This is a genomic window from Synechococcus lacustris Maggiore-St4-Slac, assembly GCF_024345595.1.
In the GTDB taxonomy this organism is placed as follows: domain Bacteria; phylum Cyanobacteriota; class Cyanobacteriia; order PCC-6307; family Cyanobiaceae; genus Synechococcus_D; species Synechococcus_D lacustris.
In genome coordinates this window covers 43045-59502 of the sequence record NZ_JAGQBK010000007.1, presented here as the reverse complement: position 1 = coordinate 59502, position 16458 = coordinate 43045, and the positions used below count along the sequence as shown (strand labels likewise).

At 52.7% G+C, this 16458-nt stretch carries 13 protein-coding genes; 6 read left to right on the top strand and 7 right to left on the bottom strand.

The annotated features are described in order from the left end of the window. The first annotated feature begins 19 nt into the window (after positions 1–19). On the top strand, positions 20–2599 hold the full coding sequence (locus tag KBY68_RS07060; protein ID WP_255096497.1) for a cyclic nucleotide-binding domain-containing protein: 2580 nt from the start codon (positions 20–22) through the stop codon (positions 2597–2599). Here KBY68_RS07060 and KBY68_RS07055 read toward each other — a convergent pair. After that, complete coding sequence (locus tag KBY68_RS07055) at positions 2580–4010, bottom strand: mechanosensitive ion channel family protein (protein ID WP_255096496.1); 1431 nt, start codon at positions 4008–4010, stop codon at positions 2580–2582. The genes KBY68_RS07060 and KBY68_RS07055 overlap by 20 nt on opposite strands. A gap of 71 nt (positions 4011–4081) precedes the next feature. Between KBY68_RS07055 and KBY68_RS07050 the strand changes: the two genes are divergently transcribed. The 3 genes from KBY68_RS07050 to KBY68_RS07040 all read left to right on the top strand — a co-directional run bounded on the left by KBY68_RS07050 (position 4082) and on the right by KBY68_RS07040 (position 5792). After that, a complete protein-coding gene (locus KBY68_RS07050; protein WP_255096495.1) occupies positions 4082–4414 on the top strand; it encodes a DUF3307 domain-containing protein in 333 nt (110 codons plus the stop codon). 2 nt (positions 4415–4416) lie between these two features. After that, positions 4417–5106 (top strand): Crp/Fnr family transcriptional regulator, encoded by a 690-nt coding sequence (locus KBY68_RS07045; RefSeq protein ID WP_261345765.1) that lies wholly within the window; start codon positions 4417–4419, stop codon positions 5104–5106. 86 nt (positions 5107–5192) lie between these two features. Continuing rightward, entirely contained in the window at positions 5193–5792 is a 600-nt protein-coding gene (locus KBY68_RS07040) for a hypothetical protein (RefSeq protein ID WP_255096493.1), read from the top strand. Here KBY68_RS07040 and KBY68_RS07035 read toward each other — a convergent pair. Both KBY68_RS07035 and KBY68_RS07030 read right to left on the bottom strand, forming a co-directional pair. Then, complete coding sequence (locus KBY68_RS07035) at positions 5789–7654, bottom strand: CHASE2 domain-containing protein (RefSeq protein ID WP_255096491.1); 1866 nt, start codon at positions 7652–7654, stop codon at positions 5789–5791. The two genes, KBY68_RS07040 and KBY68_RS07035, sit on opposite strands and share 4 nt — an antisense overlap. Before the next feature lie 2 nt (positions 7655–7656). Next, positions 7657–9273, bottom strand: a complete 1617-nt coding sequence (locus KBY68_RS07030) for a ShlB/FhaC/HecB family hemolysin secretion/activation protein (protein ID WP_255096490.1) — start codon at positions 9271–9273, stop codon at positions 7657–7659. Between the two features lie 88 nt (positions 9274–9361). Here KBY68_RS07030 and KBY68_RS07025 point away from each other — a divergent pair, with 88 nt between their 5' ends. Continuing rightward, entirely contained in the window at positions 9362–12154 is a 2793-nt protein-coding gene (locus tag KBY68_RS07025; protein ID WP_255096488.1) for a CHAT domain-containing protein, read from the top strand. Here the strand turns inward: KBY68_RS07025 and speA are convergent. Genes speA through KBY68_RS07010 form a run of 3 tightly spaced genes read right to left on the bottom strand, consistent with a single transcriptional unit; the run spans position 12130 to position 14719 of the window. Continuing rightward, the gene (speA, locus tag KBY68_RS07020; RefSeq protein ID WP_255096487.1) at positions 12130–14061 is read right to left on the bottom strand and encodes a biosynthetic arginine decarboxylase; all 1932 of its coding nucleotides are present in this window, start codon (positions 14059–14061) and stop codon (positions 12130–12132) included. The two genes, KBY68_RS07025 and speA, sit on opposite strands and share 25 nt — an antisense overlap. Next, the gene (locus KBY68_RS07015; protein ID WP_255096486.1) at positions 14055–14462 is read right to left on the bottom strand and encodes a type II toxin-antitoxin system VapC family toxin; all 408 of its coding nucleotides are present in this window, start codon (positions 14460–14462) and stop codon (positions 14055–14057) included. Before KBY68_RS07015 ends, speA begins: the two co-directional genes overlap by 7 nt. After that, positions 14459–14719 carry a type II toxin-antitoxin system Phd/YefM family antitoxin gene (locus KBY68_RS07010; RefSeq protein ID WP_255096485.1) on the bottom strand — a complete coding sequence of 87 codons (261 nt, stop codon included), beginning with the start codon at positions 14717–14719 and terminating at the stop codon, positions 14459–14461. Before KBY68_RS07010 ends, KBY68_RS07015 begins: the two co-directional genes overlap by 4 nt. A gap of 125 nt (positions 14720–14844) precedes the next feature. On the opposite strand from KBY68_RS07010, the gene ndk reads away from it, so the two are divergent. Beyond that, positions 14845–15303, top strand: a complete 459-nt coding sequence (gene ndk / locus KBY68_RS07005; RefSeq protein WP_106500705.1) for a nucleoside-diphosphate kinase — start codon at positions 14845–14847, stop codon at positions 15301–15303. Positions 15304–15315: 12 nt separating this feature from the next. Here ndk and KBY68_RS07000 read toward each other — a convergent pair whose 3' ends face one another. Beyond that, positions 15316–16431: an FAD-dependent oxidoreductase gene (locus KBY68_RS07000; protein ID WP_255096484.1), complete on the bottom strand. Its 1116-nt coding sequence runs from the start codon at positions 16429–16431 to the stop codon at positions 15316–15318. Positions 16432–16458 lie beyond the last annotated feature (27 nt).

Here is a 16458-nt window from a genome sequence, read left to right as displayed (position 1 = left end):
CAATGCAGCTTTAAAGCAAATGATGCAGATATTCAGCCGCTGGCCTGAATCGCAAGCACGGTTGGTGCGCTGGGTTTTGCTGCTCGGCTGGTTGCTGTTGATAGTTTCCTTGTTGTTTCCAGTGATTGCCCTGCCGGAGGGCCTGACACCGGCATGCGCCGATTGGATGGATTCATGCATGGTGCATCGCCATCCGGGTAACCGCCTTTTTTGGGGTGTGGTGGTGCCATCGGGCTTGATGCTGATTGTGCTGCTCAGCCACGAGCTATGGCGGCGCATCTGCCCCTTGGCCTTTGCATCGCAATTGTTTCGCGCCTTAGGTCGCCAACGCACTCGCCTCGGTAAGGGCGGCAAACCTGAGGTGGTGAAGGTGAATGCCGATTCATGGCTGGGGCGCCATCACATTCAGCTGCAGTGGTCTTTATTGATCTCAGGGCTTTGCCTGCGCCTGTTGCTGGTGAACAGCAGCCCCATTGGGTTGGCGGTGCTTTTGCTGCTCACCCTCTGCGCTGCAGTGCTGGTGGGTTGGGCCTATGGCGGTAAGGCCTGGTGTCAATACGTTTGCCCCATGGGGCCAGTGCAAACGGTGCTCACCGGTCCGCGGGGCCCCCTGGGCAGCACTGCCCACATCGGCAGTTCAAAAATCAGCCAATCAATGTGCCGCACCATCGGCGACAGCGGTAAGGAGCAAAGCGCCTGTGTGGCTTGTCAGGCCCCTTGCCTTGATATCGATGCAGAGCGTCATTTCTGGAACAATTTGGCGGCAAAACCAGGTTTGGAATGGGCCTGGTATTCCTACCCGGGCCTGGTGCTGGCCTTCTTTGAATTAATGCGCCGAATGGTGGCTGGTGCCACCGATTACAGCGCCCATGTTGGTTATTTGCGCAACGGTTTATGGGCCTACGACGCAAACCTGCCGCAACGGGCTCTGCAGCCCATAGAGCCGTGGTTGCCCATGCCTGCCCTGGTGGCGGTGCCCATTGCCCTTAGCCTCGCGGCGGCTATATCAGTTGTTTTGTTTCGCTGGCTTGAAAGCCAGATGCAAAAGCAATATGAGCGGTTAGGTCGCCGCGAAGCGAAAGCATTGGCTACCAGCCGTTGCCGCTTAATTGCGAGTTTTTTGGCGATTAATAGCTTCTTTTGGTTTGTGGATCCAAGCCAAGGGGCCCTTGGCTCCAATGGCGGCCAAGTGATTCGCTCCTTGGTATTAACGGTTTCGGCGATTTGGATCTTTCGCGGTTGGCAGCGGGATCAGGCCACCTATAGGCGTGAAAGCACTAGCGAAAGTTTGCGGAAACAACTGCAGGATCTACCTGAATTGCAGCAGGCCCTCGATGGTCGTTCCTTAGAGGAGCTTTCACCCCAGGAGGTGTTCACTTTGGCAAAGGCCCTGCCTGCGGTGGGGCAACAACAAGCTCGCAATATCTATCGCGGTGTAATTGCAGACATGTTGCGCTCCGGCCGCTTGGAGCGGGCCAGTTCCCTGTTGCAACTGCAGGATTTGCGCCAAACCCTGCACCTAGAGGATCAAGACCACCACGAAGCGATGCGTTTATTGGCAGAAGAGGAACCCAATCTGCTCAAACTTGATGCGCGCCAACGCCAGATCAATGATCTACGCCAGGAAGCGGTTACCGAGGCCATTGAGGAGTTGCTTGCAACTGCTGGCCTGCAGGTGCTGGATCTAGCGAGCATTAGTGAAATATTGAAGCAACGCTTGGAGCAGATCCGTCAAAGCTGCGGCCTGGCTGAGGAAAATTGGCAAAGTGCCTTGGCAAAGTTTGGCCCTAAGGGGGAACAAGCCCTAACTCGGCTCAGCCAGCAGGTGGCTGATTGGCATCAGCAGGCTGGTTTGGCCGCTCTACTAAAACAACAAAGCGAGCAAATCGCCTTGTTGCGCCCCCTGTTGCTAGCGATGCAATTGCGCTGCGCAGGGCTTGAGGCGTTGCTGATTCCAAAATTGCAGCAGGCAAATTTAGAGCCACTGCCCAGCTGCGTGGAGCCGGCGGGCAGCTTGGAAGAGGCTTTGGATTTGCTCTTTAGCGACCCCGACCCCGACACCGCAGGTTGGGTATTGCTACTTGAACGTGAGTTATTTCCAGAGAGGCTTGCCCGCAGGCTCCAAAATCCGCGCCAAGGTTTGGCTAGTTCAGCATTTTTGGAAATCCAATTAAGCGGCCAATCCCACCAAGATGCAGCGGAATTTCCTTTTCTTGCCTCATCACCACTGTTTAGTGATCTACTGCCGGCTGGTTTGGTTTGGGTGGCAAGCCAAGGCCATATCCACCAGTGGCAACCTGGCGAGGTGGTGATTGAGCAGGGGGCTGTTAGTGATGGGGTTGCCGTGGTGCTGGCTGGTGAAGGACGCCTCACTGGTCAAGGGGGATCTGTTGTGATCCTTGGGCCCGGCCAAACCCTTGGTGAAATGGGTGTGATTACTGGCATGAGCCGCAGCCGCACCGTTTTGGCCGGCCCAGAGGGCCTCAGGGCTTTCCAATTGCCAAGCGATGCCTTTGAGGAATTGCTGCATCGCTCCCCTCAGTTCAGCCGCGACCTATTGCGGCAACTAGCGCAAAGGCTCACAGTAGCCACGCTTTAAACAGCCTTTGCATGCGCAGCAGCAGGTCTTGTTGTTGGGTTTTTGCCGCTTCTGCTTCAAGTTGTTGTAGTTGAGCTTGGCGACGGCTCACTAAAAGGCCAATGCGATCGAGCAGGCTTGGATCATCATTTAAAAGGCTGGCTAGGGCTTCGCGATCGATTTCCAATAGGCGCACCTCCCCTTCAGCTCGCACCGTGGCGGAGCGACATTCGCCAGTGCATAGGGTCATTTCACCAAATAAATCGCCCCGTTTTAGTTCTGCAATCGCCAAATTCTCGCCATTGCTTTGCAAGCGGCTTACCGCCATGCGGCCGTGGCACACCACAAATAATGAATCACCATCGTCTCCCTCTGCAACCACAGTTTCACCATTGCCATAGCTACTGCATTGGCTTGCTTCGATTAGATCCTCCAACTGGGTTGAGCTAAGGCCGCCAAACAGGGGTGTTTCTTCAAGTAGCTGTTTGATCTCATTTTTATTTGAAGTATTTGTTGTGTTTTTGGCATCGCTAAGGCGTACGTCGCGGATGGGATAGGGGATGCTTTGGCCTTGGCGAGCCAGGGCATACCACAGTTGTTCGAGTAGATCGCTGCGTAATCCCAAGCTGTTGCCGTAGCTGGCTTGCCACACCAGCCATTCGTAGCGGATGGCACTGTCGTCGAAGCCGGCAAGGCGCACCACTGGGGCTGGATCGCTCAATACCAGTGGGTGTTGATGTGCCAGCAGCAGCAGTAGTTCTTTGGCTTGGCCCGGTGGCAGGCTGTAGTCGAGGCCCACAAAGATGCGATTGGCATGGGGCCCATAACCGCTGAAATTGCGTAGGTCAGAAGCGGTTACCCGGGCATTGGGCATAACAAGTTTTGAACCATCCACACAACGCAATTGGGTGTCGCGCCAACTGATCGATTGCACTTGGCCGATCAAACCACCCACCTCAATCCAATCTCCCTCCCGAAGCACCTGCTCCAATTGCAGGCTGAGGCCGCCGAGCAGATCTTTAAGCGGTTCCTGGGCCGCCAAACCAATAATTGCAGTTAGCACCGCTGAGGTGGTAACGATGCCGAGCAGGTCTACCTTGGCCCGCTGTTGCAAGGTAATCACCACAAGCAAACCGCTAATCAGCACAAAAAGCAGATCCCGCAGGATTTTCGGGCTATGGGGCAGCAGGCGCCAGCGGGGTAATAGTTCCAGGCCAAACCAAAGCAGCACCCTTGTGATTGCAAGGGCCACTAGCAAGTCATCGGCTAGGCCAAAACCGCCAGACATTGGAAATGTGGCGCCAAGGGCCCAGGCCAAAAGGGCGGCGCTGCTGATGCGCCAGGGGAAGCGATAGCCCCAAAACCTATGGATGCTGCGGCTGAACAGCTGCAGTAGAAATAGGGCGGCTATGCAGATCAGCCACGCAGCCATGGCGTTTGGGGGAGATTTAAACCTCATCCTGGCGCCAGATCGTTCTTTATCAATGCCCAAAGGGCTTTTCTATGGCGTTCATCAACTTGCTACTGCTGCTGCTGATGGGGCATTTCCTTGGCGACTTTGCTCTCCAGAACGGCCGCATGGCGAGGGAGAAATGCGCGGGGCCCAACCATTCCTTGCCATGGGGCTATTGGTTAACAGCCCATGGTGCAATTCATGGTTTGATCGTGGCTTTATTAACTGGGGTACCGTTGCTTGGCCTTGCTGAATGGCTTGTGCATATGTTGATTGATTGGGGCAAGTGCCGAAATTTGTATCGCTTACCCGTTGATCAAAGTTTGCATTTGTTTTCTAAAGCAATTTGGACCCTGCTGGCCATTGTTGTGTTTGCCGTTTAGCCATGGCCATCGCTCCCCTCACCCCTGAACTGCTGCGCGCTTTCCCACTATTTGAAAGTTTAGAACAGGCTGATTTAGAGCGGCTGCTGGAGCGTCATCTGGCCAGTGCCCTTGGAGAAGATCAGTTGCTTGTGCAGGAGAGCGACTGGGGTGAAACCCTTTTTTTGATCCGTGCTGGTTTAGCAAAGGTGCGATGTTTCAGCCCTGATGGCGAAGAAGTGGTGTTGTGTTTGCTTGGGCCTGGTGATGTTTTCGGCGAAATGGCTTTATTGGATGAAAAACCGCGTTCCGCTGATGTGCTCAGCCTCACTCCATTGAATTTGGTTAAGTTCTCAGGCGCATTATTTCGGCAATTGATGCTTAGCCGAGCGCCCCTTTCATTGGCGATTGCCCAATTGCAAAGCAAGCGCTTGCGGGAGTTAAATCGCCGTTTTGCGATCCATTCAGCCGATGCCAGCACCCGCCTCTTGAATGCTTTGGCCCAATTGGCTTGCCTCAGCCAATCTGGCGCCAATGTGTTGAGTGTGTTCCCCGCCCTTGGCCAACGGGAACTGGCGGCAATCGCTGGTTTATCAAGGGAAACAACCTCGCGCACCCTAAGCAAATTGCGGGAGCGGGGTTATCTGGAGGAAACGGCTGCAGGTATGCGTTTATTGAGTGAAGAACCGCTCAAACGGCGCTGCTTGTTGTGAGTTAAATCACGGCGGCCCTTGTGTTGGGCCATGGGCTTGATTCAACAAGTTGTGCAAAGGTAAATGGGTGTTCCAGGCAGTTGATTATGGGTTTGTTTAAACACTTGCTTTTTGCGCTGTGCGCCACAGCACTGCTACCAAGCCTTGGCTTCGCCCAAACAACAGATACCCGCAGTCAATTCCCTGGCCGCCGGGTGGGGGGAGGCACCAGGGGGGAATGCACTTCAAGGTTGGTTGCCCACCTGGTGTTGCCTGCCAATATTCAAGAGGTGGCCAAGGGCAAACCAGCCACCATTGCCATTTTGGAGGGCCCCGCTGTCCAAACCTATCCACTATTAATAAATTTGCAGGGGCTGCGCTCCTACCAGTTGGAGCCCATGGCCGCTGGGGTGAGGCTAATTACCCTGCCCGCTTTAACGGCTGAAACCCGCTGGGAGAGTTCTTTCCTTTGCCCTGGGGCAGTTGGTTTAGCTGGCGACCCCCTTGGTTTTATTACCACTGCCTCGCCGCCTGCCCTTAGCTTGATTCGCCCCGGGCAAGGGGTTGGATCTGGAACCCTCCTCAACCGCCTGGCGGCAAGCTGTGGTTCAAGCATTCCTACAACTGAAATAAGCAAGTTTTTAGGTGGTGACCCTCTGCCAGGTAATTGGCCTGAGCAATTACCGGTGCGCTGTCAGAAACTTTAGTTATTTATACCTGTTAATTCGTATACCTCAACGCTTTGATCTCTGCCCTTGAGGGGGAAGCTGCCCCAGCAGTTGAATTGCCATTGCTCGGGATTTGTTAATAGATTTAGGGTCTCCTTCGATAGCAATACCCTGCAGAGATTAACCTGGCGTTCCTTATTCAGTGATTCAAGGCGCGAGCTAACATTTACTACATCGCCAATAACGGCATATTCCATACGTTCGCTACTACCCATGGAGCCAGTGATTACTTCGCCGCTATGGAGGCCCACCCGTAATTTCATTGCAGGCCGATTTTCCGCTAGTAATTGTTGATTTAATTCAAGTAATGTGTGCTGCAATGCGGCGGCACTATTTAAAGCTTGGTTTGCGGTTTGCGTGGGGTTTTGAGCTAGGGGCACCCCAAATACCGCAAGGAAACCATCACCGGTGAATTTATTTACCATGCCCCCATTGCTATGGATTACCTGCACAAATTTTTCCATGCCGGCATTAACCCATTGCAGCGTTTCAGCCGGTTGAAATCCCTCAGCCACTTGGCTGAAGCCAACAATATCGGCAAATAGAATCGTTACGGCTAATTCCCTGCCAGGAAAGCGCCCCTCCTCCAATAGTGATTCCCGTTGTTTCCACAATTCAGCAGCCACCTCGGGAGAGGTGGTTTGCCCCAATAAACGTTCGATTTGGCGCCGTTGTAACTGCCCGGCAGCACCTCGCCGCAGCCAACCGGCGGCTGTGATCAAGGCAAGGGTAGTCATGGGGATGCTGATGCCAATCCAAATGCCTTGAAGCAGCAGGCCAAAACCAATGGCCAGCAGTAAAAGCTCGCCACTAAGCAAAATCCAACCGCTGCGCCGTAGGGCCTTAATTCCTTCGCCAATGGCGATGCCAGCGGCTGTAATCAGTGCTAGGGCAATGGTTTCAGTGAAAGCCGGTAGCACATTCATCTGGTAGTGGTTGCCCTGCCCTAGGCGGCTTAGGGCTGCTAAGCGGTGGGCATGCACTTCCACGCCAGGCATTGTGGCCAGTTGTGCCGCACCACTAAAACGGGTGTGGGGGGTGTTGAAATTATCCCGAAGAGAGGGTGCAACACTACCGATTAAAATAATTTTGCCCTTTAGATCAGCCTTTGGAATTTTGTTATCTAAAAGGGATGAGAGGTTCCAAATAGGAAAGCTACCAGGTTGTAAAAAACTCAGCATTCTTTGTCTACCAGCTGCATCAACTTGCCTGTATCCACCGGAACCTGGTGTTAACCAGCGACTTTGCAGTTGGGGATTGTTAAAAGTTGAACGCAGTTGCTGATTGCTTTGAGCCTTTTCCCATAGGCGTAGCGGTAAAGCTAAATAGGCAGGTGGTTGGCCATCAACGTGCACCAGGTCGCGCCGTAGCACCCCATCGCCATCTAAAACCAGATCATTGAAAGCTTGCTGCTGGGGGCGGGTGCCCGGAGGCGCTGGAATTGCCTCAGCGGCATTAAAAATTGCCACCAACTTTGGATTTTCTTTTAACTCTTGGCGTAATTCAGCACTACCTGGATCGACACCCTTATCGCGGTAGATATCTAAGCCGATGGCGGTGGCGCCAGCTGCCCTAAGGATTTGCAAACCTGCTGTGAGCTGCCTGTCGTTTATGGGCCAGCCATATCTACGGATATCCGATTCATTGATACCAATTAAGCGAATTGGTGTATCGATACCGCTGGGTGCTTTGCGCACTTGGATGCTGGCGTCGTAGAGCAAAAGGTTGAGGTTTTCGCCAATGCCGCTACTGCTTAATCCCCAAAGCAAAATTCCAGCAACCCCATAGGGGGTTACTAAGCTGATCCAGTGGTTCCAGCGCCTTGGGCTGGGAAAAAGCATTTTCAAAAACGCACTTTTAGTTGGCTATACAAACCATCACTTATCAGCCAGTTATTCCAAAGGGTTTGCGCTTCTGTTTGGAAGGGACCCACCCAGCCGAGCTCCGCACTCCAAGTATTTCCCTGCTGCCAACGTAAAAATGCCCCCCCCGCTCCAGCGGTGTCGTTGAAATTGATTGAGTTGCGGTTGCTTTCAACCCCGCCGGCACCGATAAAAGGCACTAGCTGTAGGCGATTAGAGCCACCTTTCCAAAGGGTATAGGCGGCCTCTATGTAGCCCAGATAGCCGCTGTCGCCACTAACCAGCTGGCCCGGCAAACCGCGGAGGCCGCTATCACTGCCAATGCTGAATCCCATGTCGCTGCTGAGGGGGTTAAAGGCCCATTGGGCAGCGCTGCGAATGCTTAATTGCAATTGGGGTAGGGCTAACCAACTGCCCGATAGGCTTGCCCCTATTGCCCTGGCTTCTCCAGGGCGAATGCCAACTTCGCCAAGGGCAAGCTGTTGGCTGGGGGTGGAAAAGCCCTGAATTCCCTGTAAGCCATATAACTGCCCTCCCCAGGCAAGGGATTGGCCAGAGTTGTTGAAGCCAAGGCCTGCTCGAATGAAACCGGTGCGCAACCAGCCGTTGCTATTGCCACCAACAAGTAGGGGAACTGCTTTATCTGCTAAAAACACATCGTTGCGGTTAACACTGAGCCCAGTGAATGCGTACAATTGAGAACTTAAGCCATCTATTAGGTTCCAATTTAATTGACCATAACCTTGTAATTGCCTGTAGGAAAGATCATGGTATGGTTGATCTATTTCGATTAGATTGCGGCGACTATAACCAAAGGCACTGGTGAAACTCAGTTGATTATTTAGATTAGCTGTGTAACTAATTGATCCGAGTACATAGCCAACTTCTGGGTCGCGATCGGTATTGATTTCAGCAAAAACAAGGAGTTGATCGCTGTTTTGGAGAAGGCCAATTTTGCTAAGACCAAGCACTCCGCGGGCTTCTCCAGTGCCTGGGTTACCATCATTGCGAAGGTTTATTTCACCTCTGATCGGTTGAGCAGCGGGCTCCACTGTGATGTTTAACACAGCCTTGGCTGGATCACTACCCAAACGGCCCAAGTTGCCCCGCACCGCTGCTATATCAGGCCGCTGTCTAAGCTTTTGTAAGCTTTCTTCTAATAAATCTACCCGTAAAGCCCCCTGTTGGAGAGGTGCCAACCATGCTTTAACTCTGCGCGCTAAGGAGGCATTACTGCTTTGCACCCTTAATTCAACTAGCCTGCCTTCCACTAATTCCAACCGCGCTGGATTTGTTAGTTGATCAACGATTACCCTTGAATTTAAGTAGCCCTTTGCAACGAGCTGGGCGGTGAGGGCAGCGGCGCAATTGTTCAGGTTTTGAATATTATTATTAATTGGATTCTCTTGCTGGCAGCGCTCTAATTGATCTTGCAATGCCTCTGGCGTGTATAAACGAGAATCTTTTAATTCTGGGCTTAGTTCAACCGCTGGCGCGGCCGTGGCTGGCGCGGCTCTTTCGATTGGCACATTGCTCGGCAGCCTTACGGGGCCTGGCTGCAGGGCCGGTTCAACCAATTGGGCTAGCAGCCAAAGCATTTGTGAGGGGCCGCACAGTATTTAGTGATTTTTGCCTGTGTTTATGAGATTGTCTGGGGGGAGGATTCACCAATTCCACTGGCAGCCCATGGCACTGGCAAAAAATCGGAACATCACAGTAGGCCTTTTTGCAGTGCTGGGCTTGAGTTTTGGGCTGTCAACCAATGCCACTGCCCAAGTGCTGGGTAGCAGTGGAGCGCGTAATTTATCTACACAGGTTGGTGGCACCAGTTCTGAAGCGGTAATAACAGGGGGCACCCAGCGGGGCAACAAGCTTTTCCATTCTTTTAGTCGTTTTGATATAGCTCCGGGCAGTTCCGCCGTATTTGATGGCAGCGGCAGTACTGGCGTCGGGATGATTTTTGGCCGGATCGAAACGGGGCCAAGCAAATTGGCAGGTCCTTTGGGAGGTCGCAATTGGGGCGGTGCCAGCCCTGCGTTGATGTTGATGAATCCGTTTGGATTCATCGTGGAAAAGGGCTTTTCGAGCAGTGGTTTAACGCCTCTATCACTGTTTGCGGTGGATGCATTGATGTTTCGTGATCCATCAAGCCAAGCTTTATTTCCATTTGATATGAATATTGATAGAAGCGGGTTGCAAGTAACAACTCCTAATTGGATCACAGCGGAGTATGTGGGAATTCTAATGGATTCCACCAGTTCAACAATGGCCCAGGGGCAAGGCGGTGCTCCTATTAGTGTGCAGGGGGGCTTTAGTTTGCCCCACTTAAATCTTGCTGGCTCAAAAATTAATATCGAAGGTGATCCTCTAAAAGTGGATAAGTTGCGTATTTATGCCCAAGCTTTTAACGGTACTTTTATAGCACCTTCTTCAGATATTGCTACTGATTTTCAGGTGGGTAGTTATAACCCAAGTGCTGGCACATTTACTCCTTATACAAGTGCTTCCCAGGTGGGTGGCATCGCTTCACAATCTGGCTTTGTAAGCACTACGGCCGACTTGAACAATTTAGCTGGTTTTGGAGTGCCGTGCGGGGCTAATTGCCCTTCAGGTAGTATACAAATTAAAGCTAATATTGAACCTTACGATAATACTGCAACTTCCTTAAGAGTAACCGGCCGTGAAACAATTTTTGGGCCATGGACTGTTGCAAATAACATCACCAGCGGCACAGTTGCCAACTTCACTCCCTATTTAGGCGGCGGGCTTTATCAATCCTTAGTTTCATTACCAAATTCAGTAACGCCAACGCCAACGCCAACACCTACACCAACACCAACACCTACGCCTACACCTACGCCAACACCTACGCCTACACCAACACCTACGCCTACACCTACACCTACGCCTACACCAACACCAGATCAAAAGCCCCGCCCAACGCCGCCAGCGCCAACGCCCGCGCCGCGCGCAGTTGCACCAGCACCAGCACCTGCCGCACCAGCCCCTGCGGCTCCAGCACCAGCGGCTCCAGCACCAGCACCTGCCGCTCCAGCCCCTGCGGCCGCAGCACCGCCTCCGGCGTTAGCGCCTACTGCATCTGAGCGAATTGCATCGGCTCAGGTGATTGCTTCTTTGGAGCAATCTGAGCAAAGAAATAGTGAAAAAGTAGCTGTTGCCTTAGGGCTTTCGTTGCAGGAGGCTGCGAAATCACTCAGCACTGTTGATATTCAAAATGGCTTAAAGACTGCGATTACATCAGTGAGAACAGCGGCTGGAAAGCAAGCAGGATTAGGGCTTGATCCCGGCCTTGGTTTGCTAGCAAGCGCTGCAACTAACAATCAGGCGCTGCTTAATCCTGCTTTTAATCGCGCTGCTTATAATCCAGCGGTTTTGCATCTGCGCTACTCAAATGCTGCTGTTGGCGGCTTTGATGCTCAATTAGATTTGGTTTTAATTACAGCAACAGGCGAACCAAAAGGAATCCGTGTGCCATTGCGCCAAGCTGATTTCCGCGATTCACTGCAAAAGCTTTATGGGGCACTTTCCCGTCAGGAAAATCTGGCAGTTAATGATGCGAATGGCCCTTCCCGCAGTTTATATCGCCAAATCTTTACTTCCCTAGAGCCAATTCTGCAGGAGCAAAAGATCACCACCTTGCTTTTAAGCGCCGATCAAGGTTTACAGGCAATTCCCTATGCGGCATTACATAACGGTAAGCAATTTCTAGGTGAACAATATGGTTTATCACTTACGCCTTCTCTCAATCTCACTAATCTTCAGGCACCCCTTGGCCGCGGTGGTGATCTGCTTGCCCTAGGCGCATCTAGCTTTGATGGTTTGGCACCCTTACCGCTGGTGCCAGAGGAATTGCGGGCAGTGTCGATTGGTCAAAAATCAGAGATTTTTCTTAATCAAGCTTTCACCCCAAGCGCACTTTTGATATCAGCTGCCGACCCGCGTTTTCGGCGGGTTCATGTGGCTACCCATGCTGAATTTTTGCCGGGTGGTCCATCCCAATCGCGCATTTATACCGGCACAGGAGCTGTTGCGCTCAAGGAATTCGCCTCCTTGCGCAGTCGCCGCGCTGATGCCAGCCTTGATCTAATCAGCCTTAGCGCTTGCCGTACGGCCATTGGTGATCCTGATAGCGAACTTGGTTTTGCGGGCCTTGCGCTTCAGGCGGGTGCTCGCAGTGCAATCGGTAGCCTTTGGTATGTGGATGATGTGGCAACTTCTGCTTTCTTTGTGCAAACCTATCGCCATTTAGAAGCTGGCGTGCCAAAGGCTGAGGCTTTACAACTCACCCGCCAAGCTTTTTCTAGGGGCTTAATACGTTTAGAAGCTGATCGTGTAGTTGGTGCTTCTGGTGAAGTATTGCTGGCTGGTTTGGATGCAAGCCAAAGGCGCATAGCAGCATCGGGATTAACCCATCCCTATTTTTGGGGTGGCATTCAATTGATGGGTTCCCCTTGGTAATCGGCTTCTAGATAGGTACTTTGTTGAAGCGATTGTTCAAGGTGTTCCATTAATTTGCGGGCAGCTGCAATCGATAACTCACCGCGGGAGATTGAAGCTTCACTGGCTTGACGCAGGCGCTCAAGCAGGATGTTTGGGTTATGTTCCATAGCCTTTAATACTTCTGCATTTGTGTTGCCGCGTACCACGTGATCAACTTGATATTGGCTGCCGGCACCTAAGCGAATATTTACGGCATTAGTGCTACCAAACAAGTTATGTAAATTACCCATAACTTCTTGGTATGCGCCAGCAAGGAAAAGGCCAATCCAATAGGGTTCCCCTTGTTTAAGGCTATGCAGTTCTAGTAATGGCTTCTCACTACCAGAATTAATAAAACGGGCTAATTTACCATCGGAATCACAGGTTAAATCAGCAAAACTGCCCAATTGATTTGGCTTTTCATTTAGGCGGTGAATTGGCATCACCGGAAATAATTGATCAATTGCCCAGGTATCTGGAGCGGAGCGAAAAATCGATAGATTCGCGTAGTAGGTGTGGGCTAAGGCAGCTTGCAAGCTGCGGAGATCCTCTGGCACTTCAGTTGAAGGTAATTCACGGGTTATGGCCCAACAGCAGGCCCAGTAAAGCTGTTCCGCCAGGCCCCTGTGCTGCAAGCTTAAGTAACCAAGCCTGAAACTAGATAGGGCATCGTCTTTAAATTTACGGGCATCATTCCAGGCTTCTTGTAGATTTTGGGGATTAATGCCAGCGAGAGTTTCGCGCAAATTGCGCACAATTAATGGTTCCTCTGGTTGCTGATCAGGCACCTGATCAGCAACGGCGGTATTACCAAGAACGTTAAAAACTAATATTGAAAAGTGGCTTGCTATCGCCCTGCCACTTTCACTAACTAAAGTTGGCACCGCGATCGCTTTTGGTTCGCAGCATTCTTTGATGGTTGCCACCACATCATTTGCATAGTTTTGCAGTGAATAATTAGTGGAAGCAGCGCTGGCCGTGCGGCTGCCGTCGTAATCAACACCAAGGCCACCGCCCACATCTAGGTAACCCATGGGTGCACCTAATTCGGCAAGTTGCACATACAGCTGACCCGCCTCCTGGAGCGCATCTTTGAGCACTGCAATATTATTAATTTGGCTGCCGATATGAAAATGCAGCAGCCGCAGATCATTAAGTAGATTTGCTGCCCGTAATGCCTCCACGGTGGCCAACAGGTCGGGAACCGATAGGCCAAATTTTGCCCTTTCCCCCACGGAGCTGCCCCAGCGGCCAGTGCTGCGGGTAGATAATTTGGCCCGAATGCCTATTAAAGGTGCGGCACCAAGGGTTTTGCTGGCGCTGATGATGCGTTCCACCTCATCGGCTTGTTCGATAACCACCACCGGTTGACGGCCCAACTGCCTTGCCAGGATCGCGGTTTCTATATAGCGATTGTCTTTGTAGCCGTTGCAGATCAACAGCGCAGCGGGATCGTTTAGTAGCGATAGGGCGATCAGTAATTCCGCTTTGCTGCCCGCCTCAAGGCCAAAATTCCAACGGCGACCACTCTCCACCAGCTGTTCCACCACATGGCGCTGTTGGTTGCACTTAACTGGGAAAACACCCTGATATCTACCGCCATAGCCGTATTGGGCGATTGCCCGTTCAAAGGCGCCATGGAGCCGCTCCAGCCTGTCTTCCAGGATGTCGTCGAAGCGAATCAAAAGTGGCAGGTGCAGGTTGCGGTTTTGCAGGCCCTCCACCAGTTCCACCAAATCCAGGGAACCACCACGGTCACCGCGGGGCTGCACGATCACATGGCCGCAACTATTAACGCTGAAATAGGGATCACCCCAGCGCTCTAGGCCGTATAGGGCAGCGCTATCGGCACTGGTCCAGGCTTGTGCGGGGCTGGAAGTCACCATATCGATTGCACGTGGGCGTATTGCCTGATTCTGGCGTCAGCAGACACCAACGGCAGATTTAGTTGGCGAGCTTGAGCCACAAGGAAGCGATCGGCTGGATCGGCATGGAACGGTTCTGGCAGTTGGGTGGCGTTTATGGCAACTCGAGGCTGAAGGGGCAGGAATTTGATGGCAGGGATGGAACTGATCAGGTTGAACCATTTTTCGCTATCCATGCTGAGGCTTAGGCGGCCGCGTTTTAGCAGCATTGCCACCTCCCAGCAGCTGATTGCACTTACAAGAAGTTGTTGTTTTTGATTGGATTGTTTATGTAGATCTATCGCAGCTAGGGCTGCTTTTGATAAACGGCTTAAATCACCATTTACCCACCAGATCAGCACATGGGTATCAAGCAAAATCACTGCAATGCTTCCCAGTGCCCTTGATCCACCGGTTCCGTTGGTTCGATGTAGCTAATTACTGAGTTGCGCAGTTGATCCAAAGGGTCTAGCTCGGAATTTGGCAGGGGCTCATAGGGGCGGATTTCCAAGGTGGGGTGGCCGTGATCGGTAACCACAATGGTTTCGCCGCTGGTTTCAACATGGCGGAAATATTCCAAAGCCTTGCTTTTGAATAGGGATTTTGAAATCCATGGGCCCTGATCTTGGGGTAGAGCCATAAAAACAAGTCTCTAATTATGACTATAGGCACATGACTATAGGCAAGTGATTGGAGCTTGAAACTGTGTTCTTGCCAAGCAGCCCCCCAGGCACCCACCATGGGGCCGAGCTTTCCCCCTGCCCAATGGCCACCGAACGCACTTTTATTGCCATCAAGCCCGATGGTGTTCAACGGGGACTGGTGGGTGAAATCCTCGGCCGCTTTGAGCGCAAGGGCTTCAAGCTGGTGGGGCTTAAGCAGCTAACCCCTAGCCGCAGCTTGGTGGAGGAGCACTACGGCGTGCATCGCGAAAGGCCATTTTTTGCTGGTTTGGTGGATTTCCTCAGCAGTGGCCCTGTGGTGGCAATGGTTTGGGAAGGTGATGGCGTAATTGCTAGCGCCCGTAAATTGATTGGTGCCACCAAGCCTTTAGAAGCTGAACCCGGCACCATCCGCGGTGATTTGGCGGTGAATATCGGCCGCAATGTGATCCATGGTTCCGATGCAGCAGAAACAGCTGAATTTGAAATTGGCCTCTGGTTCCAAGCCGCTGAATTAAGCAGCTGGACCCCTGCCGACCAGGGGTGGCGCACGGAAAGCTAGTTAAATAACTAACTACTCAAATCGTTTGTAGCTGAAGCAGGCGAGCATTGCCGCTTGATCAGGATCGAGTTGATTGCAGATGGCGGCAACTATCAGTTCAACGCTGATTGCTGCCAGCAACACCCCATTGCGATGGTGGCCTGTTGCTAGCCATAGGCCTGGCACGGCGCTGCGGCCAAGAAGCGGGCCCTCATCGGGGGTGCAGGGGCGAAAACCCCACCAGCGCTCCATGGGCGGCCAATGGCTTGCTTCCGGCAGGAGGGCGCAAATGCCTTGCTGCAATTGCCGTTGCCCCGTTGGGGTGAGGCCATCGGTAAAGCCGGCTTCCGCTTCGCTAGTGGCACCCACCACCAGCAAACCATCATCCCTTTGCACTAAGTAAGTGCCGGGGCCGAATAACACTCGCCCTAGGGCCTGCCGCGGTGCCTGCAACGACATCATTTGCCCCTTCACCGGAAAAACGGGCAGGTTTGATAACAACTCACCACTCCAAGCACCACAGGCGAGAACGGCATGGCCACATGGCAGCCGCTGCCGTTCACCTTCTGCGCTGATCAGCTCAACAGCCTCTAGGTGCCCGTTTTGCTGGCGCTGCAGCTTTTGCACCTGGGCACCCTCTTGAAATTGCACACCAAGGCCTGTGCAGGCCCGCTCTAGGGCCCGCATCAATTGGCGGCGATTATCAATTTGACCGTCTTGCTCAAACAACAAGCCCGCCTGCCATTGGGGGCCAATCCCAGGTATTTCCTGCTCCAGGCCAGCTCGATCAAGGCTTTTACCCATGGCAGCAGTGGGATAGGCATCCCGGTTGCTAGCGCTTTTAAAGGGCACCACGATGCCGCAGGGTTTGAGTTTGCAATTGATGCCGCTATCTGCCTCTACCTGGGCTATCCAGCTTGGATAGGCCGCCAGGCTGGCTTGCCCCAGCAGCAGTTGATCACCGCTAAGGCCTTCCGCATGGGGGGCCAACATGCCTGCTGCCACAAAGCCAGCCGCTTCATTGCGGCGGCGGCTCAACACGGTTACGGCATGGCCACGGCGGCCGAGGCCATGGGCAATGGCAAGGCCAATTAAGCCACCGCCAAGGATCAGGATTGGTTCAGATCGATCCATAGCGGCTGAGTTCATAGGATCAATGCCATTCAAGGCTGGAGC